Source organism: Actinosynnema sp. NPDC059797 (assembly GCF_042732085.1).
GTDB lineage: Bacteria > Actinomycetota > Actinomycetes > Mycobacteriales > Pseudonocardiaceae > Actinosynnema.
Genome location: NZ_JBHWIE010000015.1, coordinates 1 through 22,447, shown reverse-complemented (window position 1 = coordinate 22,447; position 22,447 = coordinate 1). Strand labels below are relative to the sequence as shown.

Genomic DNA, 22,447 nt, shown 5'->3' with positions numbered 1-22,447 from the left:
CTGCTGCGCACGGCGGTCCGGAGGTCCGCCCAAAGGGCGGAACGCGCTGCCCCGGAGGGCGGCACCGGCTGCCCGCCCGGTCGGTCCCGCCCGGTCAGTGGATCGTGCGCCCGTGCGCGTCCGGCACGCCCGACTTGCGGAAGAAGTAGGTGTTCACCTGGTCCCGCCACTCGGTGGCGCACCGCAGCTGCTCCGCCAGCAGCTCCTCCACCCGCTCGAACACCGCGTCCGGCACGCGCCCCTTCAGCCCCGCCCACACCGAGACCATCCGCTCGACCTCCTCCACCCCCTGGAAATGGGTGTCGTAGATGTGCTGGACCACGGTCTTCCCCGAGTGCAGCACGTGGCCGTACGGGACGTGGTGGAAGAACAGCAGCAGTTCGTCCGGGCAGGTCTCCGGCGACTCGTAGACGTCCCGCCACGGCGCCGGGTACTGGCCGGTGAAGCCGGTGCCGGTGGCGCGCGTCCGGTCCACGCCCACGCCGTCGCGGTCGGCGAAGTGGTAGGTGCCCCACGGGGAGTACTCGTAGCCGTCCACGCCGGGGCCGTAGTGGTTGCCCGGGTTGACCATGAAGCCGACGCCCAGGGGTGCCGTGTAGCGCTCGTAGGTGCGCCACGAGTCGTCCATCAGCTCGTGCAGCGGTTCGCGCGCGGCCGGGTCCTCGAACGTCAGGCCGATCCACTCGTCCAGCACCGCCTCGGGCGCGAGCCGGTCGTCCCAGGCCAGGCGGCCGAAGCCGAACAGGTTGGCCTGCGCCAGCGGGTGGCCGGTCCAGAACCGGTCCCGCCCGACGTTGGACACGGCGACGACGCCGTCCGCGATGTCGCCGACGGTCTCGCCGTTGAGGGGGAAGCGGAGGATCTCGCTCCACTGCGGGACGAGGTGGCAGACGTGCTTCTGCTGCCCGGTGTACTCCTGGGTGACCTGGAGCTCCACCGCCAGCCGGGTGCCGGGCATCGCGGCGATCACCGGCGAGACGGGCTCGCGGGCCTGGAAGTCCACCGGCCCGTACTTGACCTGGAGCACCACGTTGGGGTCGAACGCGCCGTCGAGCGGGGCGAAGTGGTCGTGCGCGGCGCGGGCGCGGTCGGTGGAGCGGTCGCGCCAGTCCTGGCGGTGGTTGTAGACGAAGGCGCGCCAGAACACCGTGCCGCCGAACGGCGCGAGGGCACGGGCCAGCAGGTTGGCGCCGTCGGCGTGGTCGCGGCCGTAGGCGAAGGGGCCGGGCTGCCCCTCGGAGTCGGCCTTGACGACGTACCCGCCGAAGTCGGGGATCGCGGCGTAGACGGCGGCGGTGGCGCGGTCCCACCACTCGCGCACGGCGGGGTTGAGCGGGTCGGCCGTGGGCAGGCCGCCGAGGGTGATGGGCGAGGCGAAGCCGACCGACAGGTGGACGCGGATGCCGTGCGGCCGGAACGCGTCGGCGAGCCGCACCGCGTCCGGCAGCAGGTCGGTGAGCAGGCGGGCCTCGGTGCGGTGCACGTTGACGTTGTTCAGGCCGACCCGGTTGACGCCGATGGAGCCGAGCAGGCGGGCGTAGGCCTCGACCCGGCCCAGGTCCTCGCGCACGCGGCCGTCGGCGTAGAAGATCGAGTCGCCCGCGTAGCCGCGCTCGACCTGGCCCATGACCGGGTGGACGTCCATGTTGTCCCAGTGGTCGAGCATCCGGATAGGCTGCCGGGGCGCGTGGCGCTCGGGCGCGAAGTCGGCGGCGAACGCGGCCTCGCCCAGCCGCACCACGTGGTGGAACCCGTAGAGCAGGCCCGCGCCGCCGGTGGCCCGGACCGAGGTGGCGCCCTCCCGCGCCACGGTGAACGCCTCGGAGCCGTCGTCGCCCTCGCAGACCAGGTCCAGGTCGGCCGGGCCGTCGCCGACCAGCGCGCCGCCGTGCGCGGCGACCGCGGCGGCGACCTCGCCGCGCACGGTGTCGACGAGGGTCCCGGCGCCGGTCACCCGGACGCGCCGGGAGCCGACGGGGCGGAACGCGGAGACGGGCAGCCAGGCGGGGTGAGGAGGCGTCACGCCACCGAACCTAGTTGCCGGCAAGGAGGAAATCACCGCCCGGAGTCCACAGGGGACGGCGAAAGAATTTCGTCGCGAACGGGAACGGGAACGGGAAGGGGAACAGGAATGCGGACGGGAACGCGGACGGGAATGGCAACGGCCCGCGGCCCCGCCACCCACGGCCCCGTCACCCACGGCCCCGCCACCCACGGCCCCGCCACCCCGCCGGCGGAGCGCCTACCATGGCTCGGTGTGAGCAACGTCGAGGCCGAACCGGCCGAGCTGGTCTGCGGGAACGCGCCCCGGGTGGCCGTGGTCGAGGTCCTGGAGCCTCGCGACGTGCCGTTGGGCGGCCCCCGGGCGATGACCGTGCGCCGCACCCTGCCGCAGAGGTCGCGGTCGCTGATCGGCGCGTGGTGCTTCGCCGACCACTACGGGCCCGACGACGTCTCGCTCAGCGGCGGCATGGACGTCGCGCCGCACCCGCACACCGGGCTCCAGACCGCGAGCTGGCTGTTCAGCGGCGAGATCGAGCACCGCGACAGCCTGGGCGTGCACGCCCTGGTGCGGCCGGGCGAGCTGAACCTGATGACCGCCGGGCACGGCATCTGCCACTCGGAGGTGTCCACGCCCGCCACGACCGTGCTGCACGGCGTGCAGCTGTGGATCGCGCTGCCCGACGCCGACCGCGACGCGCCCCGCGACTTCCAGCACCACGTGCCCGAGCCGGTGGACCTGGGCGGCGCGACCGCGCGCGTGTTCCTGGGCACGGTGGCCGGGCACACGTCCCCGGTCCGCACCTTCACCCCGCTGCTGGGCGCCGAGGTCGTGCTGGACCCGGGCGCCCGGCTCGACCTGGAGGTGGACCCGGCCTTCGAGCACGGCGCGCTGGTCGACCTGGGCGAGGTCGAGCTGGAGGGCGCGCCGCTGGCCCGGGGCGCGCTCGGCTACGTGGGCCCGGGCGGCTCCCGGCTGCGCCTGGCCAACCCCGGCGACGTGCCCGCGCGCGTGGTCCTGCTCGGCGGCGAGCCGTTCGGCGAGCAGCTCGTCATGTGGTGGAACTTCGTCGGCCGCAGCCACGACGAGGTGGCGCGGTACCGCGAGCAGTGGCAGGCCGGGTCGGAGCGGTTCGGCCGCGTCGAGGGCTACCCCGGCGACCGGCTGCCCGCGCCCCCGCTGCCGGGGGGCAGGCTCCGGCCGCGCGGCAACCCGTGAGGCGTCAGCGCGGCCCGTACATGATCACGGCGACGCCGACGAGGCAGATCGCCGCGCCCGCGTAGTCCCAGCGGTCCGGGCGGAAGCCGTCCACGACGATCCCCCACGCCAGCGAGCCGGCCACGAACACCCCGCCGTAGGCGGCCAGGATGCGGCCGAAGTTCGCGTCCGGCTGCAACGTCGCGACGAACCCGTACAGGCCGAGCGCCACCACGCCCGCGCCGACCCACAGCAGGCCCCGGTGCTCGCGCACGCCCTGCCAGACCAGCCACGCCCCGCCGATCTCGGCGAGCGCGGCCAGCGCGAACAACAGCAGCGAGCGGACGACCGTCATGATCGCGACGATAGCCGCGCGCCCGTCACGACCCCGGGTGAAGGTCCTTGACAAGCCGGCTCTCGTTATGAACGCTTGTTCATGAACAGGTGTTCATAGAGAGGGAGCGAGCGTGCGCGACATCGTCAACACCCACCAGGCCGAGGCCTGGAACGGCTACGAGGGCACCCACTGGGCCGACCACCACGAGCGCTACGACGCGGTGAACAGCGGTTACAACGACGTGCTGCTCACCGCCGCCGGCATCGGCCCCGCCGACCGCGTCCTCGACGTCGGCTGCGGCAACGGTCAGCTCACCCGGCTCGCGGCACGGCGCGGCGGCGGGGCGCTCGGCATCGACCTCTCGGGCCCGATGCTCGCCCGCGCACGCGCCCTCGCCGCCGAGGAGGGCGTCCGCGACGTCGCGTTCGAGCAGGGCGACGCGCAGGTCTTCCCGTTCCCGCCGGGCGCGTTCGACGTCGCGGTGAGCCGGTTCGGGGTCATGTTCTTCGCCGACCCGGTCCGCGCCTTCGGCAACGTCCGCGGCGCGCTCCGCCCGGACGGGCGGCTGGCGTTCCTGTCGATGCGGGGCCTGGGCGACCTCGCCGCCGTGCTCGCGCCGCTCGGCGGCGGGGGACCCCAGCCCGGTCCGGCGGGCCCGCTGTCGCTGTCCGACCCGGACGTCGTGCGGGACGTGCTCGGCGGGGCCGGGTTCCGGGACGTCGCGACCGAGCCGGTCGAGGCCGCCGGCACGTGGGGGCGCGACGTCGCGGACGCGACGGGCTTCCTGCTCGAGTGGGGACCGGTCCGGTTCGCGCTGCGCGACGCCGACCCGGCCGCCGAGGAGCGCGTCCGGCGGGCGGTGGCCGACGCCCTGGTCCCGCACGCCGGGCCGGACGGGGTGCGGCTGCGCGGCGAGGCGTGGCTCGTGACCGCACGGGCCTGAACCGGCCCTTACGATGCAGCGCGATGGCACCGAGACGAGCAGCGGCACTGCGCGACGGCGACGTGAGCCTGCGTGACCACCTCATCGCGACGGCGACCCGGCTGGTGGCCGAGCGCGGCACCGCCGGGCTCACCGTCCGCGACATCGCCCGCGCGGCGGACGTGGCGGTCGGCGTGCTCTACAACCACTTCACCGACAAGGAGGAGTTGCTCGCGCTGGCGCTGCACGAGCACGTCCGGTCCACCGGGCACCGCCTCGGCCCGCCGGCCACCGGCGGGACGCTCGCCGAGGACCTGCGCGCGTTCGTCGTGCACGCCCTGGAAGTGCACGCGGCGATCCTGCCCGCGTTCGCCGGACTGGTGGGGCAGCCCGAGGTGTTCGCCAGGTTCGACGCGCTGCCCGACCCGATGGCGGACGGTCGCGGCCTGCACGCGGCGCTGGCCGACCACCTGCGCGCGGAGCGCGAGCGCGGCCGGGTGGCGGCGGGCACCGACGTCGACGCCGTCGCCACGCTGGTGGTCGGCGCGTGCCACGAACTCGTGCTGCCCCGCCTCTACCGGAACCCGGGCGCGACCGTGGAGGTGCCGCCGGGGTACGTGGACGCGCTGGTGTCGACCGTGCTCAACGGCATCGCGCCCCGGTAGCGCCCGCCGACGGCCGGCGCGCCGCCCGCGCTCAGTGGTGCGCCGCCAGCGCCCGGCCGATGTAGTGCGCGGACAGGGTCGCGAAGATGTATGCCTGCAGCACCTGGATCAGCGCCTCCAGCATCGTGATGCCGATCGCCAGGGCGAAGCTGACCACCGACACCGGCTTGAGCAGCGGCCCGGCCTCCAGCAGCAGGAACTCGCCGCTCAGCGTGAACACCATGACCAGCATGTGCCCGGCGAACATCGCCGCGAACACCCGGATCGCCAGGTTCACCGGGTCGAAGAAGAACTTGAGGATCACCTCGGTCGGGATCAGCAGCAGCCACAGCACCGGCTTCGGCACGTCCGGGATGACGAACTGGTTGCGCAGGTAGCCCACGAGCCCGTGCCGCCTGATCCCCACGTAGTGGTAGAGCGGGAACACCAGCAGCAGCGCCACCGCGGCCGGGAAGCCGATGTGCGCCATGGTCGGGAACTGCACCAGCGGCACGATGCCGAAGATGTTGTTGACCAGCACGAAGCAGAAGATCGACACGATGAACGGGACGAACGGGCGGAAGTCGTTCGCCCCGATCTGCTCCCGGGCGACGGTGTTGCGGCCGAAGTCGTAGACCGACTCGGCGGCGAACTGCCACCTGCTCGGCACCAGCTTCAGGTTGCGGCTGGTGACCAGGAAGAACGTGCTGATGATCACCACCGACAGCACGACCAGCACCATCGGTTTGGTCACGTCGCCGAAGATCGGCGGCGGGAACATGTCCACCGCGCCGGGCGGGCGGAAGGAATCGTCGGCCATGGGCGTCCCCCTCGTCCAAGGTCTTGACGAGAACTTAACGGACGGCCCGCGGCCTGTCGTCACACTAAAGTTGACGATTCCGGCTACCCGGCGGTCATCTCAGCGCTTCCTCCAGCGTGTCGTGCAGCTCCAGCACGTCGACCAGCCCGACCGAGGCCAGGGTCCGCCGCACCAGGCGCGGCGTGACGACCTTCAGCACACCGCCGCCGGCGAGGGTGCGCTCGTGCGCCACCAGCAGCGCCTCGATGCCGATCGAGGCGAAGAACCGCACGTCCGTCAGGTCCACGACCACGCCGCCCCGGCCGTCGCCCACGGCGTCGAGCAGCGGTCCGCGCAGCTTGTCCACGGTGGCGATGTCCAGCTCACCGCGCGCGGTGACCACGGTGGGGCCCGCGTCGACGCGGCTGGTCGACGTGTCGAAGTCCAGGGAAGGCATGAGGATCCGTTCTTCAGCGGGTTCATTCGCGCAGGTGCGCTGCTGGTTCAACGACACCGCCTCGTACCAGAAGATCACACCCCGACCGCGGCCCAGCGGGCACCTCCCCCTCAGCGGTGATCTGTGCGGTGGGGCCTACGAGGTTAACCTGGGTGCCCCGCACTTCACGAGGAGCCACCGCATGACGCGACCGGGCGAGCCGGGATCGACCGACCTGGCGCCCCTGGTGGACGACCTGCCCGTGGTCGTGTGGGAGGCCGACGCGCGGACCCGTCGGCTCACGTACGTATCGCGGCACGCCGAGCGGCTGCTCGGGCTGCCGGTGAGCCGGTGCCTGGAGTCGTGGGACTCGGTCGTGCACCCCGACGACCGGGACGCGGTGGCGCTGGGGCGCCTGCCCCGCCCGGACGGCCCCGACGAGTTCGAGCTGGCCTACCGGGTGGTCACCGCGGGCGGCGACGTGCGGTGGGTGCGCGACGTGATCCGGGTGGCGCGGGACGCGGGCGGCTCGGTCGCGCGGCTGCGCGGCGTGCTGGTCGACGTGACCGGGACCAGGCTGCGCGAGGAGCGCGAGCGGTTCCTGGGCGAGCTGGACCGGGAGCTCCAGCGGCTGGTGGACGCCGAGGAGGTCATGTCCGCGGCCATGAGGCTGCTCGGCGAGCACCTGGGCGTGAACAGGTGCGCCTTCGCCGAGGCGGAGGCCGACGAGGACCACTTCCTGATGAGCGGCGACTACGCCGACGGCCTGCCGCCGCTGCCGGGCCGGTTCGCCATGTCCGACTTCGGCGCGGGCGCGGTGCGGGCCATGCGCGCCGGTGAGCCGTGGGTGGTGCACGACAGCCTCGCCGACCCCCGGCTGGGCCCCGACGACCTGCACGCCTACCGGGTCACGGGCATCCGCGCGGTGATCTGCCTCCCGCTGCTGCGGGCGGGCAGGTTCGTCGCGGCCATGGCCGTGCACCAGGCTACAGTCCGGCACTGGACCGCGGCGGACGTCGAGCTGGTCACCGTCGTGGTGAACAGGTGCTGGGAGTCCTTGCAGCGCGCGCACGCCGACCGCGCGCTGCGCGCCAGTGAGGAGAGGCACCGGTTGCTGGTGGAACGTGCCACGGACGGCATCTGGACCGTGGACCGCGACCTGCGGTTCGTGGACGTCAACCCGGCCGCGTGCGAGCTGCTCGGGTACGCGCGGGAGGACCTGCTGGGCCGGTCGCTGACCGACCTGGTCGCGCCGGACCTCGCCGGCCGGCTGGCGGACCTGGCGGGCTCGCCCGGCCGGGTGATCACCGACGTGTGGGAGTTCCGGCGCGCGGACGGCGACGCGGTGCCGCTGGAGCTGAGCGTCCAGAGCACGCCGACCGGGTTGCAGGCGATCGGGCGGGACGTCACCGAGCGGCGGCGCGCCGAGGCCGAGCGCGAGCTGCTGCTCCAGCGCGAGCGGGAGATCGCCGAGGCGCTCCAGCGCAGCCTGCTGCCGCGCGAGCTGCCGTCGCTGCCGCGCATCGCGGTGTCGGCCCGGTACCTGCCCGCGTCGGCGCACGGGCAGGTCGGCGGCGACTGGTACGAGGTGCTGCCGGTCGGGGGCACGACGGTGGCGCTGTCGGTGGGCGACGTGGTGGGCAAGGGCCCGACCGCGGCGGCCGTGATGGGGCAGCTGCGCAGCGCCCTGGCCGGCTACCTGCTCGACCACCACTCCCCCGCCGCCGCGCTGGAGCGGCTGGACGCGTTCGCCCGCCGCACGCCCGGCGCGCTGGGCAGCACGTGCGCCTGCCTGACGTTCGACTGGGCCACGGGCCGGCTGTGCTGGTCCGCGGCCGGGCACCCGCCCGCGCTGCTGGTGTCGGCGGAGGGCGCGCGGTTCCTCGCCGCGCCCGGCGACACCGGCGGCGCGGTCCTGGGCACGCCCGACCGCGCGCCGTACCGGGACGACCACGTGGAGGTGCCGGTGGGCTCGTCGGTGGTGCTCTACACCGACGGGCTGGTCGAGCGGCGCACCGACCTGCTCGACGTCGGGCTGGCCCGGCTGGCCGAGGTGGCGGGCAAGGCGCACGGGTCGGGTCCGGACGAGCTGGCCGACGAGCTGGTCGACCGGCTGCTCGCGGACGGGCAGGACGACGACGTGGCGCTGGTGGTGCTGCGCCGGGTGCCCGAGCCGCTGGACCGGCGCGGCGTGCCCGCGGTGCCCGAGGCGCTGTCGGACATGCGCCGCGACGTCCGGGCGTGGGCGGCGCTGGCGGGCGTGTCGACCGACCTGCTGTGCGACGTGCAACTGGCGCTGGGCGAGGCGGCGGCGAACGCGGTGGACCACGCCTACCCCGACGGGCCCGGCGACTTCGACTACCTGCTGGACCGGGCCGCGGGCGGTGACGTGCGGGTGGTGGTGCGCGACCACGGCCGGTGGCGGCCCGAACCCGCGGACAAGGGCCACCGCGGGCGCGGCATCGAGATCATCCGGGAGCTGGCCGAGGACGTCGTGTTCGAGCGCGGCCCGAACGGCACCGAGGTCGGCTTCCTCGTCCCCGTCCAGCCGCGGCACCCGCACCCCGAGCCCCTGCCCGCCGCGCCGCCCGCCGACGACCGGGTGGTGCGGCTGACCGGCGACCTCGACGCGGCCGGCGTGGCCGCCACGCGCCCCGCCCTGCTGGCCCGCGTGCGCGGCGGCTCGGTCGACCTCGACCTGACCGCCCTGGACTACCTCAGCAGCTCGGGCATCGCCCTGCTGCTGGAGGCCGTGGCGGCGGCGCGGGGCGCGGGGCACCGCATGACGTGGACCCTGCGCCCCGGCTCCGCGCCGGCCCGCATCGTCGAGCTGTCCGGATTGGCCGACGCGCCCGGCCTGGACATCCGCCGGGCTCCCTGACCCGCGCGGGGGTTCAGGGGTCGGCCAGGTGTTCGCGGCGGAACGCGAACAGCGCGATGTCGTCCTTCTTGTCCTGGCCGTAGGCGGCCAGCAGGCGGTCGCACAGCGCGTCCATGTCGTCGTCGTGCGAGACCGCCGCCCGCAGCAGCTCCATCCCCTCGTCCAGGTCGGCCCCCGAGTGCTCGACCAGGCCGTCCGTGGTCAGCAGCACCAGGCCGCCGACCGGCAGCACCACCCGGGACGCGGGCGGGCGCGGCAGGCCGATGCCCAGCAGCGGGCCCCGGACGTCCAGGTAGCGGGCGCCGGAGGCGTCGGCGAGCAGCGGCGGGATGTGGCCGGCGTTGGCCACGACCGCCGTCTCCTCCGCCGGGTCGACCAGGATCAGGCACATCGTGGTCAGGCCCTGGGTCGAGTGGAACTTGTGCAGCATCGCGTCGATGCGCCGCAGGATCTCCGCCGGGTCGCTCTCGTCCACCGCGTAGGCCCGCAGCGCGTGCCGCACCTCGCCCATGATCGTGGCGGCGTGCAGCGAGTGCCCGGTGACGTCGCCGATCGCGATCAGCAGCCGGTCGTCCAGCTCGGTGACCTCGTAGAAGTCGCCGCCGATCTCGGCGTGCGCGGACGCGGGCGCGTAGCGGGCCGCCATCGGCAGCGCGGGCAGCGACGGCAGCCGGCGCGGCAGCAGGCTGCGTTGCAGCGTCAGCGCGAGGTTGTGCTCCTCGGTGAAGGCGCGCAGGCCCTCGGCGGTCAGCGCGGTCGCCTGGGCGAGCTGCCGCAGCAGGTTGCGGTCCTCGTCGGTGGCCACCGCCTCGGGCGCGACCGCGACGCGGATCGGCGGGCGGCGGGGGTTGCCGCGCGCCACCACGACCAGCGCGGGCACGCCGCGCTCCCACGGCGGGTCCGGCCGGGTCCCGGTGTCGGGCGGCAGCCCGTCGAGCAGGCTCGCGGCCTCGCGGCGCAGCGCGGCGGGCGCACCGGGTTCGGCGCGGCCGATCAGCAGCTCGCCGTCCGGGTTGGTGGCCAGCGCGGTGGCCGGTGCGCCGAGGACGGTCGCGGTGCCCTCGGCCGCGGCGGCGACCAGGTCGTCGAACGTGCCCGCGGCGTTGATGCGCAGGGTCGTCTCGGTCAGCTTCGCCAGCCGGTCGGCCAGGCGCTCGGCCAGCGCGCGGGCCCGGTAGTAGCGCAGCGCCGCCTCCACGGTGGCCAGCAGCTCACCGGGTTCCAGCGGTTCGGTCAGGTAGGCGTCGGCGCCCCGGTTGAGGCCGGTGATCCGGTCCTCGGCCTGGCGGAACGCCGCCGAGACGTGCACCACCGGCACGGCGGCGGTGCGCGGGTCGCCCTTGATCCGCTCGGCCACCTCGAACCCGGTCATGTCCGGCAGGTCCACGTCCAGGACGACCAGGTCGAACTCCTCCCCGGCCAGCAGGTCCAGGGCCTGCCCGCCGGTGGCCGCCTCGGCGACCTCGTGCCCGCCGCGGCGCAGCCAGCTGACCCGCACGTACCGGCTGGCCACGGTGTCGTCGACGACGAGGACGCGGGCCGGCACGACGGGCGGTGTCACCGGTCCGCCCCGGTGGGGGGAGCTGCGGTGGGCGGAGCGGCGGCGCGGGCGGCGGCACGGGCGGCGCGCACGGCCTCCCTGACCTGGCCGGGCGCGAGGGCCGCCACCGGCAGCGCCGCCGCGGCGTGGGCGGCGGCCGTGCGCTCCAGCCCGCTGTCCACGTCGTGGCTCACCAGCAGCACCGGCACCGACCGCGACTCCTCGGCGCCGCGCAGCACCGACAGGATCTCGGTGCCGCTGACCTGCGGCACGTCCGCGGTCACCACCACCAGGTCCGGCCGCTCGCGACGGGCGGCGGCCAGCGCCTCGCGGCCGTCGGAGACCTCCAGGACCCGCGCGGCCAACCCGTCCAGCGCGGTCACCAACCGGGCCCGCACCGCGTCGTCGGGCACCACGACCAGCGCGAGCGCCGCCTCGGAGTCGTCGGCCTGCCGCAGCGGCAGCCGCACGACGACCTCGGTGCCCTCGCCGGGCGTGCTGCGCAGCTCCAGGTCGCCGCCGAGGATGCCGGCGAGCCGCCGGGCGTAGGGCAGGCCGAGGCCGGTGCCGCTCGCGCCGACCTGGAGCGGGCCCGGGACCTGGTAGAAGTCCTCGAAGATCCGGCCCTGCTCCGCGGCCGGGATGCCGATGCCGGTGTCGGTGACGGCGAAGCGCACGGTGTCGCCGTCCGGGCGCACGGCCAGCCGCACGCGCCCGCGCTCGGTGAACTTCAGCGCGTTGGACAGCAGGTTGCGCAGGATGCGGCCGAGCATGACCTCGTCGGTGGCCAGCTCGGGCATCGGCGGCGGGTGGTCCACCACCAGCTCGACGTCGGCCGAGCGGACCAGCGGCTGCACCGAGCCGTGCAGGCGGGCCAGCAGCAGCGGCAGGTCCACCGGCGCGAGCCGGGGCCGCAGGCTGCCGGACTCGGCCTTGGCGGTGTCCAGCAGCTCGTTGATCAGGGCCAGCAGGGTCGAGCCCGCCTCCTCGATCAGCCCGACCTGCCGGCGCTGCTCGTCGGTCAGCGGGTCGCCCTCGGGGTCGGCCAGCAGCCGGGCCAGGCCGAGCACGGAGTTGACCGGCGAGCGCAGCTCGTGGCTGATGCCGGACCAGAACCTGGTGCGCGCCTCGGCCGCCTCGCGCAGCTGGGTGGTCTTCTCCTCCAGCTCCGCGTACAGCGCCACGACGCCCTGGTTGGTCTGCTCCAGCTCGTCGGACAGCTCCTTGTGCAGGGCGATGATGCCGCGGTTGGTGTCCTCCAGCTCCTCGTTGAGGCGCACCAGCTCGCGCTGCTTGACCTCCAGGTCCTCCAGGGTCTGCACCAGGTCCTGGTTCTGGGCGCGCAGCTCGTCGAGCGAGTCGGCGACGTCCTGCACGCTCAGCAGCCGCCGCAGCCGCTCGACCTCGTCGGGCCGCAGCGGCTCGTGGCCCGCGGGCAGCGCCTTGACCAGGGTCGTCGCCCAGCCCTCGGCCAGCACCTGGTCCATCAGCCTGCGCGCGGTGTCCCAGCCGGGCCCGCCGGTCTCCCCGGTCTCGACCCTGATCAGCAGCGCGGGCTCGGGCGGGCGGCGCAGCAGGAACACCAGGGTGGTGGGGGTGGTCAGCCGCACCAGCTCGCGGCCCACGTCGCTCAGCGAGGTGGCGACGCGGATCTGGTTCTGCCCGTCGAGCCCCAGGGCCGCCGCCGCGTCGCGGCCCTGCCGCCGCAGCGGGAACACGTCGGCCTCGCGGTGCACCGTCACCCGCAGCAGCACCTCGTCCCCCTGTCCGGTCACGGCGCCACCGCCACGAGCACGCCCGCGTCGTCCCTCCGCACGCCTGCGTCGCGCAGCAGCGTGGCCGCGACGACCAGCGGCGGTCGGGTGACCAGGTCGTCCTGCGGCGACCAGCGCTCGGTCAGGCCGTCGGAGTGCAGCACGACCGCCGCGCCCTCGGGCAGCTCGTAGTCGAACGCGCGAACGGTGCGCGCCTGGTACCCCGCCACGCCGGGCACCGAAACCATGCCGTGCTTGCGCTCGCCGGTGACCACGGCGGCGGCGATGTTGCCCAGCCCGGCGAAGCGGACCGCCCCGGCGGTCCGGTCGACGTCGGCCACGCCCACCGCGCCGCCCCGGGTGCCGCGCAGCGCCTCGTGCAGCCGCGCCACGACCTCCTCCGGCGGGCCGGGCGGCAGGGAGCAGAACACCCGGACCGCCTCGCGGGACGCCGACGCGGCCAGCGGTCCGTGCCCGGAGCCGTCGCACATCATCAGCGTCACCCGGCCCGCCGAGCGGCGCACCGCGTAGGAGTCGCCGCACTGCTCCTCGCCGCCGATCGGCCGGGTGAGGCCGGCCGTGGCGCCGTCGTCGGGGAACCCGTCGCCGCCGCGGGCGTGGAACCGGGCCACCAGCACGGTGCCCCGGCCCCGGTCGGAGGACAGCGCGAACCGGTCGGCGGACCTGGCCACCGCGCCCAGGCCCAGCCCCAGCGTGCCGGTGGTGGACTGGCCGTCGGTCATGGCCAGCCCGATGTCGGCGATGCCGGGGCCGCGGTCCACGGCCAGCACCTCGACCGCGGCGTGCTCGGCGGCCCGCACCGAGCGCACCACCACCTGGCCGCCGCCCGCGTGCTTGTGCAGGTTGGTGCCGATCTCGGTGACCGCGAGCGCGATCTCCGCGACCCTGGTGGCGGGGAACGCCAGCCGCTCGGCGAGGTTCGTGGCGGTGCGGCGGACCCGGCCGACCTCGGCGGCCTCGTCCACGTTCAGCCACGCCACGTCCTCGGCGACCGGCAGGCAGGTGCTCACCTCTTCCACTTCACCACCGTCACCGTCGTGCCGCGACCGACCTCGGTGTCCAGGTCGAACTCGTCGACCAGCCGCCGGGAGCCGCTCAGGCCCAGCCCGAGGCCGCTGCCGCTGCTCCAGCCGTCGGCCAGGGCGAGCGCCAGGTCGGGGATGCCGGGCCCGTCGTCGCGGAACGAGGCCCGCACGCCCTGGCGGGCGCCCCGGGTGACCACCTCGACGGTCGCCGAGCCGCCACCGCCGTGGATGAGGGTGTTGCGCGCCAGCTCGCTGGTGGCGGTGACCAGCTTCGTCTGGTCCACGAGGGACAGCTTCACGCGCTGGGCGTACCCGCGCACGAGCTGCCGCACGCGCACCACGTCGTCGTCACCGGCGATCGGCAGTTCCTCCGGCGCCTCGCCGGGGGCGGTCACAGCAGCCCTCTCCGCCGAGCACCGAGTTCCCGCAGGATCTTCATGCCCCGCTCCAGGTTCAGCGCGGTGCGCACCCCGCCGAGCGTCAGCCCCAGCTCGACCAGCGTGATCGCGACCGCGGGCCGCATCCCGACCACGACGGTGTCGGCGTCGAACAGCCGCGACAGGGACGCGATGGTGGCGAACATGCGGCCGATGAAGGAGTCGACGATCTCCACCGCGGAGATGTCGATCACCACGCCGTGCGCGCCGCTGGCCGAGATCCGCTCGGCCAGGTCCTCCTGGAGCGCCAGCACGCTCTGGTCGTGCAGGTCGATCTGGATCGACACCAGCAGGATGCCCTCGATCTCCAGGATCGGGACCCGCTCCATCAGCGGTTCACCTTCACGATGTCGGCACCCTCCTTGCGCAGGGCGTGGCGCAGCGCGTCGGCCAGCGACGCCTTGGTGGTGATGTCGCCGAACTCGATGCCCAGCTCCACGATGGTCTGCGCGATCTGCGGCCGGATGCCCGAGACGATGCAGTCCGCGCCCATCAGGCGGGCCGCCACGACGGTCTTGAGCAGGTGCTGCGCGACCTGGGTGTCGACCGCGAACACGCCGGTGATGTCGATGATGGCGTGCTCCGAGCCGGTCTCGACCAGCGTCTCCAGCAGCTTCTCCATCACCACCTGGGTGCGCGCCGAGTCCAGGGTGCCCACCAGCGGCACGGCCAGCACGCCCTCCCACAGCTTGACCACCGGCGTGGTCAGCTCCAGGAGCTGCTCCGACTGCTCCTTGATGATCTCCTCACGCGTGCGGGTGTAGCTCTCGAAGGTGAACAGGCCGAGCGAGTCGAGCAGCGTGGAGAAGTCCATGAGCTGCCGGTACAGGGCCGGGTCGTCGTCGTTCTCGGCCAGCTCGGACACCACGCGCTTGAGCGCGAAGACGCTCGACGCGGTCTCCGTCGGGCTGTAGCCGTCGCGCGCCCGGTTCCGCGACATCTCGTCCAGCAGCGACCGCACCTCGGCCAGCTCGTCATCGCGCAGTTCGCCGCCGTCGACCACCGGCAGCAACGCGGTGAAGAACTCCCTGAAATCGCGCTCCAACTCGGCGGGGGTCGCGCGTCCGCGCATCGTCCCCGCCACGGACGAGGCCCAGCGCCGGACCAGCTCGTCGGCGTTCTCGCGCAACAACCCGGTCAGGCGGTGGGTCCGCCCTGTTCCGTCAACCACCCATGCCTCCTGATGAGAGTTCTCAACGAGACAGTAGACGGGCCGGCGGGCGACACCGCCGGGCGACTCTCCGAGCCCGGCGGATCCGCCCCGGCGCGAGGGCCGCGCGCGCCTCCCGCGCCCTAGGGTCGGTGGGGTGGATCTCCTGGTGCCCCGGTACGGGGATGGATCGCTGTCGGACGTGGTGCCGTCGCTGCTGGCCGGGATGGGGGTGCCGGGCGCGGTCGACGTGCTGGGCGTCTCCGGTCCCCCGCGGGTGTGCGTGCTGCTGGTGGACGGGCTGGGGTGGCGGTTGCTGCGGGAGCACGGCGAGGACGCGCCGTTCCTGTCGTCGCTGGCCGGGCGCGCGATCACGGCCGGTTTCCCGGCGACCACGGCCAGCAGCCTCGCGGCGCTCGGCACCGGCGCGCCGACCGGCGAGCACGGCGTGGTCGGCTACTCGTTCGCCGAGGGCGGCGAGCTGCTGAACGCGCTGAGGTGGAGCCGGTACGACGCGGCCGGGCACGTGGACCTGCGGGAGCCGCTGGCGCCCGAAGCGGTGCAGCCGCGGCCCACCGCCTTCGAGGCGGCGGCCGGGGCCGGGGTGGCGGTGCGCCTGGTGCTGCCCCGCGAGCACCAGGGCAGCGGCCTGACCAGGGCGGTGCTGCGGGGCGGGCGGTTCGAGGCGGTGCTGGGGTTCGGCGACCTGGTCAGCCGGGTCGGCCAGGCGCTGCGGTCGGCGGACCGGGTGCTGTGCTACGCCTACCACGGCGACCTGGACGCCCTCGGGCACGTGTACGGGCCGGGCAGCGAGCCGTGGCGGTGGCAGCTCCGGTTCGTGGACCGGGTGGCCGAGGCGATCGCGGCCGGGTTGCCGGACGGCGGGGCGCTGGTGGTGACCGCGGACCACGGCATGGTCGCGGCCGGTGAGCGGGTCGACCTGGACGCGGTCGGCGGGTTGCGGGAGGGCGTGCGGGCGCTGGCCGGTGAGGCGCGGGTGCGGCACGTGTACACCTCCACCCCCGATGACGTGCGGGAACGCTGGTTGTCGGTGCTGGGTGAGAAGGTGTGGCTGGCGTCGCGGGCGGAGGCGGTCGCGGCGGGCTGGTTCGGGCCGCGGGTCGCGGGGCACGTGCTGCCGCGCATCGGCGACCTGGTCGTGGCGGCCAGGGACTCGCTGGTGCTGGTGCGCTCGGAGGTCGAGCGGTTCCAGACGGGGTTCGTCGGCCACCACGGGTCGTTGACCGCGGTCGAGCAGGAGGTGCCGTTGCTGGTGGCGGGTGGCTGAGGCCGGGCGCGCGGGTGGGCGGCGTGCGCGGGTGGGGTCGGCATAGCATCGCTTGTCGGCCCGCCGGGGTCGGGACGGAGGCGGTGAGTGGAGCGCGGGTCACCCGTGGTGGACACGTCGGTCGCCGGGGTCGTGGCCGCCCGGTGGGGTGTCCGGCCGGAGCCCGCGATCGCGCGGTACGCCGAGCCCGGGTGGCAGTTGTCACCCGTGCCGGTCGACCGGCCGTGCCCCCGATGCGACGGCGAGCTGCACGGCCTGTACCGGGCGCACCCGCACCGGGGCAAGCACCAGCTCCAGGCGGCCGTGGCCTGCCCGACGTGCCCGGCGACGTTCACGCTGCGCGAGCTGAAGCTGTCGCAGCGGTCCGTGCTGGGCGAGCTGCGGCCGGAAGCGGTGTCGCGGCGGATGGCCGAGGACGCCCAGCTCTCCGCCCTGGCCCAGCGGACCGCGCCGCCGGCGACCGCCGAGGACGCGGGGCCCGCTCCCGGGAAGCGGCGTGCCCGGAAGCCGGTGGTCGAGCCCGGCCCGGGTTCCCGGCCCGGCACCCACCGGGCCGCCCCCGCCCCGTCCTCGGCCCCGCCCTCCGAACCGGCCCCTGGGCCGGTCCCTGGGCCGGCCGCTGAACCGGCCCTGGCACCGATCCTCGCTCCGGCCCTCGAACCGACCTCCGCGCCAACCCCCGCGCCGGCTCCCGAACCGACCCCCGAGCCGGTGCGCACCGGGCGGCGCGTCTCGACCGTCGCGATGGCCGCGCGCATCCGGTCGATCCTCAACGGCTCCGAGGCCGCACCCACCACCCGCGAGACCGACCTCCCGACCCTCCCCCCGGCCGTCGGCTCCCGGCCGGTCTGGTGGTGCAAGACCGTCGACCCCGCCCTCGACGTCCCCGAGGTGCCGCCCGGCGTGGACGCCCGCGTCGTGCTGCCCGACCGGCCCGAGTTCGACGACCTGCGCGACCGCCTCGACCGGGCCGGGGTGCCCCACCGCTCGATCCGCCACTGGCTGGAGCAGGAGGAGGTCGCGGGCGACGCGGCGGCGGCCTGGTTGTCCGAGGTCGGCGGGGTGGTGCCGGAGCGCTGCGAGCCGGTGTCCGGCGAGGCCGCGCGCGCCGCCCGATTGGCGTTCGAGGTGCTGTGGGACCTGCACGAACCGCCCGGCGAGGTGCCCGAGCCGGTGCCGGTGGAGCGGTTCGTGCCCGCCGACTGGGCCCGGTTCCTGCCGTTCCCCGTGCTCAACCCCGCGCAGACCCAGGCGGCGCCCCACCTGGTGGACGGCGACTCCCACGTGCTGATCACCGCGCCGACCGGTGCGGGCAAGACCGCGATGGGCATGGTGGCCGTGCTCAAGGCCATCCTGGAGGAGGGCCGCAAGGCCGCCTGGCTGGTGCCGCAGCGCTCGCTGACCGACGAGCTGGACCGGGAGCTGGAGACGTGGCGCGCGCACGGCCTGCGCGTGGAGCGGCTGTCCGGCGAGTACGCGGTCGACGTGGAGGCGGTCAAGGCCGCCGACCTGTGGGTGGCCACCACCGAGAAGTTCGAGGCGATCTGCCGGGCGGCCTCGCTCCAGGCGGCGCTGGGCGAGGTCGGCTGCCTGGTCGTGGACGAGATCCACCTGCTGGGCAGCCCGGGGCGCGGGGCGCTGCTGGAGGCCCTGCTGGCCCGGGTGCGCGGCGCGGACTCGCCGGTGCGCATCATCGGCCTGTCGGCGACCGTGACCAACGCCGCCGAGGTCGCCGAGTGGCTGGAGGCCGAGCTGGTCACCACGACCTGGCGGCCCTCGCGGGTCACCTGGCAGCTGCCGACGATCCCGGCGGCCTCCGGGTTCGCCGCGAACAACCGGCAGCGCGAGCAGGTCGTGATCGACCTGACCCACCGGCACACCGCGGAGGGCGGCAGCGTGCTGGTGTTCTGCGGCTCCAAGCGCAACGTCCGGTCCACCGCCATGGCCATCGCGGCCGACCGCGGCGCGCCCGTGCACACCGTCGCCGCCGACGACGTGGACGGCCTGACGCGGGTGTGCGCGGACGTCGGCGTGCGGCTGCACTACGCGGACTACGAGCACAAGCACGCCGCCGAGCGGGCCTTCCGCGGGCGTGAGGCGGACGTGCTGGTGGCGACGTCCACCGTGGCGGCGGGCGTGAACCTGCCCGCGCGGGCCGTGGTCGTGCGGGACGTGTCGATCGGCGGCGAGCCGATGGACACCTCCACGGTCCTCCAGATGTTCGGCCGGGCCGGGCGGATCGGCGCGGGCGAGACCGAGGGCTGGTCCTACCTGGTGGTGGACGAGACGCAGCGCGCCGAGTGGCAGACCCGGCTGGTGGCGGGCTACTCGGTGTACTCGCGGATCCGCGAGTCGCTGCCCGACCACGTGCTGGCCGAGGTGCTGCAGGGCCGGATCCAGACCGCGGACGACGCGCGGGCGTGGTGGGTGGAGACCCTGGCGCACGCGCAGGGCGACGACGACGCGGAACCGGTGCAGGAGGCGGTGTCGTTCCTGGTCGACGAGGGTCACCTGGCCGAGGTGAACGGCCGCCTGGTGATCACCGAGCTGGGCAGGCTGACCGCGCGGATGATGGTGTCCACCCACACGGGCCACCGCCTGCGCCGCACGCTCGGCCTGCTGCCCGTGCCGCACGACCCGGACGAGGCGGAGACCGCGCTGAGCCTGGTGCTGTCGGTGGCGGTGCCGGACCTGGCGGGCATCCCGGTGCCCGAGCCGGTGCGGCCCGCGGTGGCCACGGTGATCAAGGCCGGCGGCCGGACGTCGCGGATCACCAGCACCACGTCGGTCAAGGGCCTCGGCTCGCAGGCGACCACCGCGCCGGGCGACCTGGCGTGGGCGGCGCTGCTGCTGGCCGCCCGCTCGCCGCACCTGTTCGACGCCTCCAGACCGGGCCGCCGGGTCGCGGGCGGCATCCCGCTGACCACCCTGCACCCCGTGTACGAGCAGGCGCCGCGGTTCCTGGCGTGGCTGGCCGCGCAGGGCGCGCTGGGCACGGTGCACCCGTGGATCGCCGTGGTGGCGGCGGACCTGGACCACCGCGTGCGCTGGCGCTCGCTGGTCCCGCCGCGCGGCGCGGGGCGGCTGCTGTGGATGTGCGAGGAGATGGCGACCCGCTCGCACCTGAAGACGCACGTGCCGGACCTGTGGCGCTCGGCGGTGGCGCGGGGCGTGCGGTCGCCGGACTGGCCGCCGGGCCGGTCGCCGGCGGGCTGCGTGCTGGACCATGCCGGGTACACCGCGCTGTTGCGCGAGCGCACCACCAACTACGTGCTGACCGCGCACGCGTCGGGCGCCGCCGCGACCGGCGGCACCGGCGGTGCGGTCGTGGCCTGGCGCGGCCGGGCGCGCACCGAGCCGACGACGTCCGCCTCGACCCTCGCCTACCCGGAGCCGGAGGACGGGGCGGACCCGGAGTCGCAGGCCACCGGGGTGGCGGTGTTCACGCGGCGGGGCGACTACCGGGCGACCGGCTGGCTGGACGCCTACACGGCGGTGAACCCGCCCGAGGAGGCCCCGCCGCCGAGCCGCCCGCGCCGGGGGCTGGGCGCGCGCCGCTGACCTCGGGCCGGAGCTGCCGGCCCCACCACCGCCCGCCGGCAGCGCCGGCCCGACCACCGCTGCCTGCCTGACCACCGCTGCCGGCCCACCGCGCCCGAGCCGCCCGACCAGGGGCGGCCGGCTGCGCCACGGTCCGGCAGGTCCTGCCGACCAGGGCGGGACCAGGGCAGAATGGTGCGCGTGACCTACCCGCCGGAGCCCTGGGTGCTGCACGGCGACGCGTACGCGTCGCTGTGGCTGGCCGACGCGGCGAGGTTGCCGCCCACGCCGGTCCGCCCGCTCACCGTGCGGGGCCGCGCCGTGGTGGGCACCGCGTTCGTGGACTACCGCCCGCCCGGCCTGACCTACCACGAGCTGGCGGTGGCGGTGCTGGTGCGCCGGGGGTGGCGGCTCGGCGTGTCCGTCACCCAGATCTGGGTCGACAGCCCGGTGTCGCGGGCGGGTGGCCGCGAGCTGTGGGGCATCCCCAAGGAGTTGGCGACGTTCGACTCGCCCACCTCCGCCCACGACGGCCGGGGCCCGATCGCCCGCCTGGCCACCTCGCCGGCGCGCCCCGGCCCGCGCCTGCCGCTGGCGGCCTCGACCTGGCAGGTCCTCGGCGCGGCCCTGGCCCGCACCCCGCTGCGCGCCACCGCCCGCGTCGCCCCGCTGCGCGCGGCCTGGCAGGTCAACCCGGCGGGGCCGCTGAACTGGCTCCCGGCCCGCCCCCTGCTCAGCGTCGCGCTGAAGGCCCTGCGGCTGCGCTTCGGCCCGCGCGCGGCCTGAGCACGCCCGACCCCGCGGGGCCGCGACGACCGGCGACCGCACCCCGGGGCGACCGGGCAGCGCCGGCGGCGGGCTCCGCGAAAGCCCCGTGACGGCGTCCACCACCGCGCTACGCTCCCGGCGACGTGGACCCTCCGCGAGGGAGAACACATGCGAAGGCTGTTACCCGTGCTGGTCGCCATCGCCCTGCCGGCGCTGTCCGCACCGCACGTCGAAGCCACCCCGGGACCCGACCTGGTCTGGACCGACTGCCCCCCGCCCCTGGTCGGCGTGCCGGAGGACCCCCGGATGCGCTGCGCCACCCTGGAGGTCCCGCTGGACCACCGGGACCCGCGCGGCCGCAAGATCGAGATCGCGGTCTCGAAGATCGCCACCGCGAAGCCGGGCCTGCGCCGGGGCGTGCTGCTGCACAACGGCGGCGGGCCGGGCCAGCCGAGCCTGCACCTGCCCGCCGCGTACGCGACGATCTACCCGCCCGAGGTGCTCGACCGCTACGACCTGATCGGCTTCGACCCGCGCGGGGTCGGGTACAGCTCGCCGGTGACCTGCGGGCGCACCCCCGACCAGTACCCGGTCGACCGCTACGTGCCCTTCCCCGCGCCGGACGGCTCGATCGACGGCAACGTGGAGTTCGCGCGGGAGCTGGCCCGCGACTGCCTGGCGCACGGCGGCCCGGCGCTCCGGCACGTCACCACGGCCAACACCGCGCGCGACGTGGACCTGCTCCGCGCCGCCCTGGGGGAGCGGAAGATCTCCTACAACAGCGGCTCGTACGGCAGCTACCTCGGCGCGGTCTACGCCACGTTGTTCCCCGACCGCACCGACCGGTTCGTCCTGGACTCCAACGTCGACCCCGGCCGGGCGTGGCACGAGCAGCTCGCGCTGTGGGACCACGGCCTGGAGCTGCGGTTCCGCGACATCGCGGCGTGGCTGGCCGAGCGCGACGCGACCTACCACCTCGGCGCCACCCCGGCGGAGGTCCGGCAGCGGTACTTCGACACCGTCGCCGAGCTGGACGCGAACCCGGTGCGCCACCCGGACCTCGACTTCCCCATCACCGGGAACGTGTTGCGCGCCATCGTCTTCACCTACAGCTACCACACCGTCCAGTTCCCGACCCTGGCCGAGCTGTGGGCGTTCGCGGACGGGGGCGGGGTCACCGCCGCCTCGTCCGCCGTGCCCGCCGTGCCGGCCGTTCCCGCCGACAACGTGCGCGCGTCCCAGCTGGCCGTGTTCTGCGGCGACGCGCGGGCCCCGCGTGACCTCGACCGCTACCGCCGGGAGGTCGCGGCGCACCGGGCGCTGTTCCCGCTGATGGGCGGCATGGGCACGAACGTCCGGCCGTGCGCCTTCTGGCCCGACCCGGTCGAGCGCCCGGTCCGGGTGACCGACCGGGGTCCCGCCAACGTCCTGCTGGTGCAGACCCTGCGCGACCCGGCGACCCCCTACGCCGGCGCGCTCGGGATGAGGCGGGCGCTGGGCCAGCGGGCCCGGCTGGTGACGGTGGACACCGGCAACCACGGCGCGTACGACCCGTCCACGCCGTCGTGCGCGGTCCGCGAGGCGCACCGGTTCCTGGTCGACGGCGTCCTGCCCGCGCGGGACCTGTTCTGCGCGCCGGACCCGGCGCCGCCGGCGGAGGGGACGTCGCTCAGCCCGCTGGTGGCCATCGCGCCGACGGGGTGACC

Annotated in this window: 18 protein-coding genes; 8 read left to right on the top strand and 10 right to left on the bottom strand. The window is 75.3% G+C overall.

Going from position 1 to position 22,447, the window contains the following annotated elements:
* Positions 1-94: 94 nt before the first annotated feature.
* Positions 95-2,023: an alpha-glucuronidase gene (locus tag ACFV4N_RS07245; protein ID WP_499671616.1), complete on the bottom strand. Its 1,929-nt coding sequence runs from the start codon at positions 2,021-2,023 to the stop codon at positions 95-97.
* Positions 2,024-2,257: 234 nt separating this feature from the next.
* Here ACFV4N_RS07245 and ACFV4N_RS07240 point away from each other — a divergent pair, with 234 nt between their 5' ends.
* A complete protein-coding gene (locus ACFV4N_RS07240; RefSeq protein ID WP_499671615.1) occupies positions 2,258-3,220 on the top strand; it encodes a pirin family protein in 963 nt (320 codons plus the stop codon).
* Positions 3,221-3,224: 4 nt separating this feature from the next.
* Here the strand turns inward: ACFV4N_RS07240 and ACFV4N_RS07235 are convergent, their stop codons facing one another.
* Positions 3,225-3,554, bottom strand: coding sequence for a YnfA family protein (locus ACFV4N_RS07235; RefSeq protein ID WP_499671614.1), 330 nt, complete (start codon positions 3,552-3,554; stop codon positions 3,225-3,227).
* A gap of 112 nt (positions 3,555-3,666) precedes the next feature.
* On the opposite strand from ACFV4N_RS07235, the gene ACFV4N_RS07230 reads away from it, so the two are divergent.
* Positions 3,667-4,479 carry a class I SAM-dependent methyltransferase gene (locus ACFV4N_RS07230; RefSeq protein ID WP_499671613.1) on the top strand — a complete coding sequence of 271 codons (813 nt, stop codon included), beginning with the start codon at positions 3,667-3,669 and terminating at the stop codon, positions 4,477-4,479.
* 23 nt (positions 4,480-4,502) lie between these two features.
* A complete protein-coding gene (locus tag ACFV4N_RS07225) occupies positions 4,503-5,123 on the top strand; it encodes a TetR/AcrR family transcriptional regulator (protein ID WP_499671612.1) in 621 nt (206 codons plus the stop codon).
* Positions 5,124-5,154: 31 nt separating this feature from the next.
* Here ACFV4N_RS07225 and atpB read toward each other — a convergent pair whose 3' ends face one another.
* The gene (atpB, locus tag ACFV4N_RS07220; RefSeq protein WP_499671611.1) at positions 5,155-5,922 is read right to left on the bottom strand and encodes a F0F1 ATP synthase subunit A; all 768 of its coding nucleotides are present in this window, start codon (positions 5,920-5,922) and stop codon (positions 5,155-5,157) included.
* A 94-nt stretch (positions 5,923-6,016) separates the two neighbouring features.
* The gene (locus ACFV4N_RS07215; RefSeq protein WP_499671610.1) at positions 6,017-6,436 is read right to left on the bottom strand and encodes an anti-sigma factor antagonist; all 420 of its coding nucleotides are present in this window, start codon (positions 6,434-6,436) and stop codon (positions 6,017-6,019) included.
* A 103-nt stretch (positions 6,437-6,539) separates the two neighbouring features.
* On the opposite strand from ACFV4N_RS07215, the gene ACFV4N_RS07210 reads away from it, so the two are divergent.
* Complete coding sequence (locus tag ACFV4N_RS07210; protein WP_499671609.1) at positions 6,540-9,218, top strand: SpoIIE family protein phosphatase; 2,679 nt, start codon at positions 6,540-6,542, stop codon at positions 9,216-9,218.
* Positions 9,219-9,231: 13 nt separating this feature from the next.
* Here the strand turns inward: ACFV4N_RS07210 and ACFV4N_RS07205 are convergent, their stop codons facing one another.
* Genes ACFV4N_RS07205 through ACFV4N_RS07180 form a run of 6 tightly spaced genes read right to left on the bottom strand, consistent with a single transcriptional unit; the run spans position 9,232 to position 15,166 of the window.
* The gene (locus ACFV4N_RS07205; RefSeq protein ID WP_499671608.1) at positions 9,232-10,779 is read right to left on the bottom strand and encodes a SpoIIE family protein phosphatase; all 1,548 of its coding nucleotides are present in this window, start codon (positions 10,777-10,779) and stop codon (positions 9,232-9,234) included.
* The gene (locus ACFV4N_RS07200) at positions 10,776-12,533 is read right to left on the bottom strand and encodes an ATP-binding response regulator (protein ID WP_499671607.1); all 1,758 of its coding nucleotides are present in this window, start codon (positions 12,531-12,533) and stop codon (positions 10,776-10,778) included. The genes ACFV4N_RS07205 and ACFV4N_RS07200 overlap by 4 nt, the downstream gene beginning before the upstream one ends.
* The gene (locus tag ACFV4N_RS07195) at positions 12,530-13,552 is read right to left on the bottom strand and encodes an ATP-binding protein (RefSeq protein ID WP_499671606.1); all 1,023 of its coding nucleotides are present in this window, start codon (positions 13,550-13,552) and stop codon (positions 12,530-12,532) included. Before ACFV4N_RS07195 ends, ACFV4N_RS07200 begins: the two co-directional genes overlap by 4 nt.
* A complete protein-coding gene (locus tag ACFV4N_RS07190; RefSeq protein WP_499671605.1) occupies positions 13,540-13,953 on the bottom strand; it encodes an ATP-binding protein in 414 nt (137 codons plus the stop codon). The genes ACFV4N_RS07195 and ACFV4N_RS07190 overlap by 13 nt, the downstream gene beginning before the upstream one ends.
* Positions 13,950-14,324, bottom strand: coding sequence for an STAS domain-containing protein (locus ACFV4N_RS07185; protein ID WP_499671604.1), 375 nt, complete (start codon positions 14,322-14,324; stop codon positions 13,950-13,952). The genes ACFV4N_RS07190 and ACFV4N_RS07185 overlap by 4 nt, the downstream gene beginning before the upstream one ends.
* Complete coding sequence (locus ACFV4N_RS07180) at positions 14,324-15,166, bottom strand: STAS domain-containing protein (RefSeq protein ID WP_499671603.1); 843 nt, start codon at positions 15,164-15,166, stop codon at positions 14,324-14,326. The genes ACFV4N_RS07185 and ACFV4N_RS07180 overlap by 1 nt, the downstream gene beginning before the upstream one ends.
* A gap of 136 nt (positions 15,167-15,302) precedes the next feature.
* Here ACFV4N_RS07180 and ACFV4N_RS07175 point away from each other — a divergent pair, with 136 nt between their 5' ends.
* From ACFV4N_RS07175 to ACFV4N_RS07160, 4 genes are all read left to right on the top strand, one after another.
* Positions 15,303-16,433, top strand: a complete 1,131-nt coding sequence (locus tag ACFV4N_RS07175; RefSeq protein WP_499671602.1) for an alkaline phosphatase family protein — start codon at positions 15,303-15,305, stop codon at positions 16,431-16,433.
* Between the two features lie 105 nt (positions 16,434-16,538).
* Positions 16,539-19,994 (top strand): DEAD/DEAH box helicase, encoded by a 3,456-nt coding sequence (locus tag ACFV4N_RS07170; protein ID WP_499671601.1) that lies wholly within the window; start codon positions 16,539-16,541, stop codon positions 19,992-19,994.
* 171 nt (positions 19,995-20,165) lie between these two features.
* Positions 20,166-20,759, top strand: coding sequence for an acetoacetate decarboxylase family protein (locus tag ACFV4N_RS07165; RefSeq protein WP_499671600.1), 594 nt, complete (start codon positions 20,166-20,168; stop codon positions 20,757-20,759).
* Positions 20,760-20,909: 150 nt separating this feature from the next.
* Positions 20,910-22,445: an alpha/beta hydrolase gene (locus tag ACFV4N_RS07160; RefSeq protein ID WP_499671599.1), complete on the top strand. Its 1,536-nt coding sequence runs from the start codon at positions 20,910-20,912 to the stop codon at positions 22,443-22,445.
* Positions 22,446-22,447: the final 2 nt, after the last annotated feature.

Coding starts and splice junctions, on each gene's coding strand:
- atpB (WP_499671611.1), bottom strand. CDS start 5,922: ATGGCCGACGATTCCTTCCGCCCGCCCGGCGCGGTGGACATGTTCCCG.
- ACFV4N_RS07235 (WP_499671614.1), bottom strand. CDS start 3,554: ATGACGGTCGTCCGCTCGCTGCTGTTGTTCGCGCTGGCCGCGCTCGCC.
- ACFV4N_RS07165 (WP_499671600.1), top strand. CDS start 20,166: ATGGTGCGCGTGACCTACCCGCCGGAGCCCTGGGTGCTGCACGGCGAC.
- ACFV4N_RS07210 (WP_499671609.1), top strand. CDS start 6,540: ATGACGCGACCGGGCGAGCCGGGATCGACCGACCTGGCGCCCCTGGTG.
- ACFV4N_RS07225 (WP_499671612.1), top strand. CDS start 4,503: ATGGCACCGAGACGAGCAGCGGCACTGCGCGACGGCGACGTGAGCCTG.
- ACFV4N_RS07160 (WP_499671599.1), top strand. CDS start 20,910: ATGCGAAGGCTGTTACCCGTGCTGGTCGCCATCGCCCTGCCGGCGCTG.
- ACFV4N_RS07185 (WP_499671604.1), bottom strand. CDS start 14,324: ATGGAGCGGGTCCCGATCCTGGAGATCGAGGGCATCCTGCTGGTGTCG.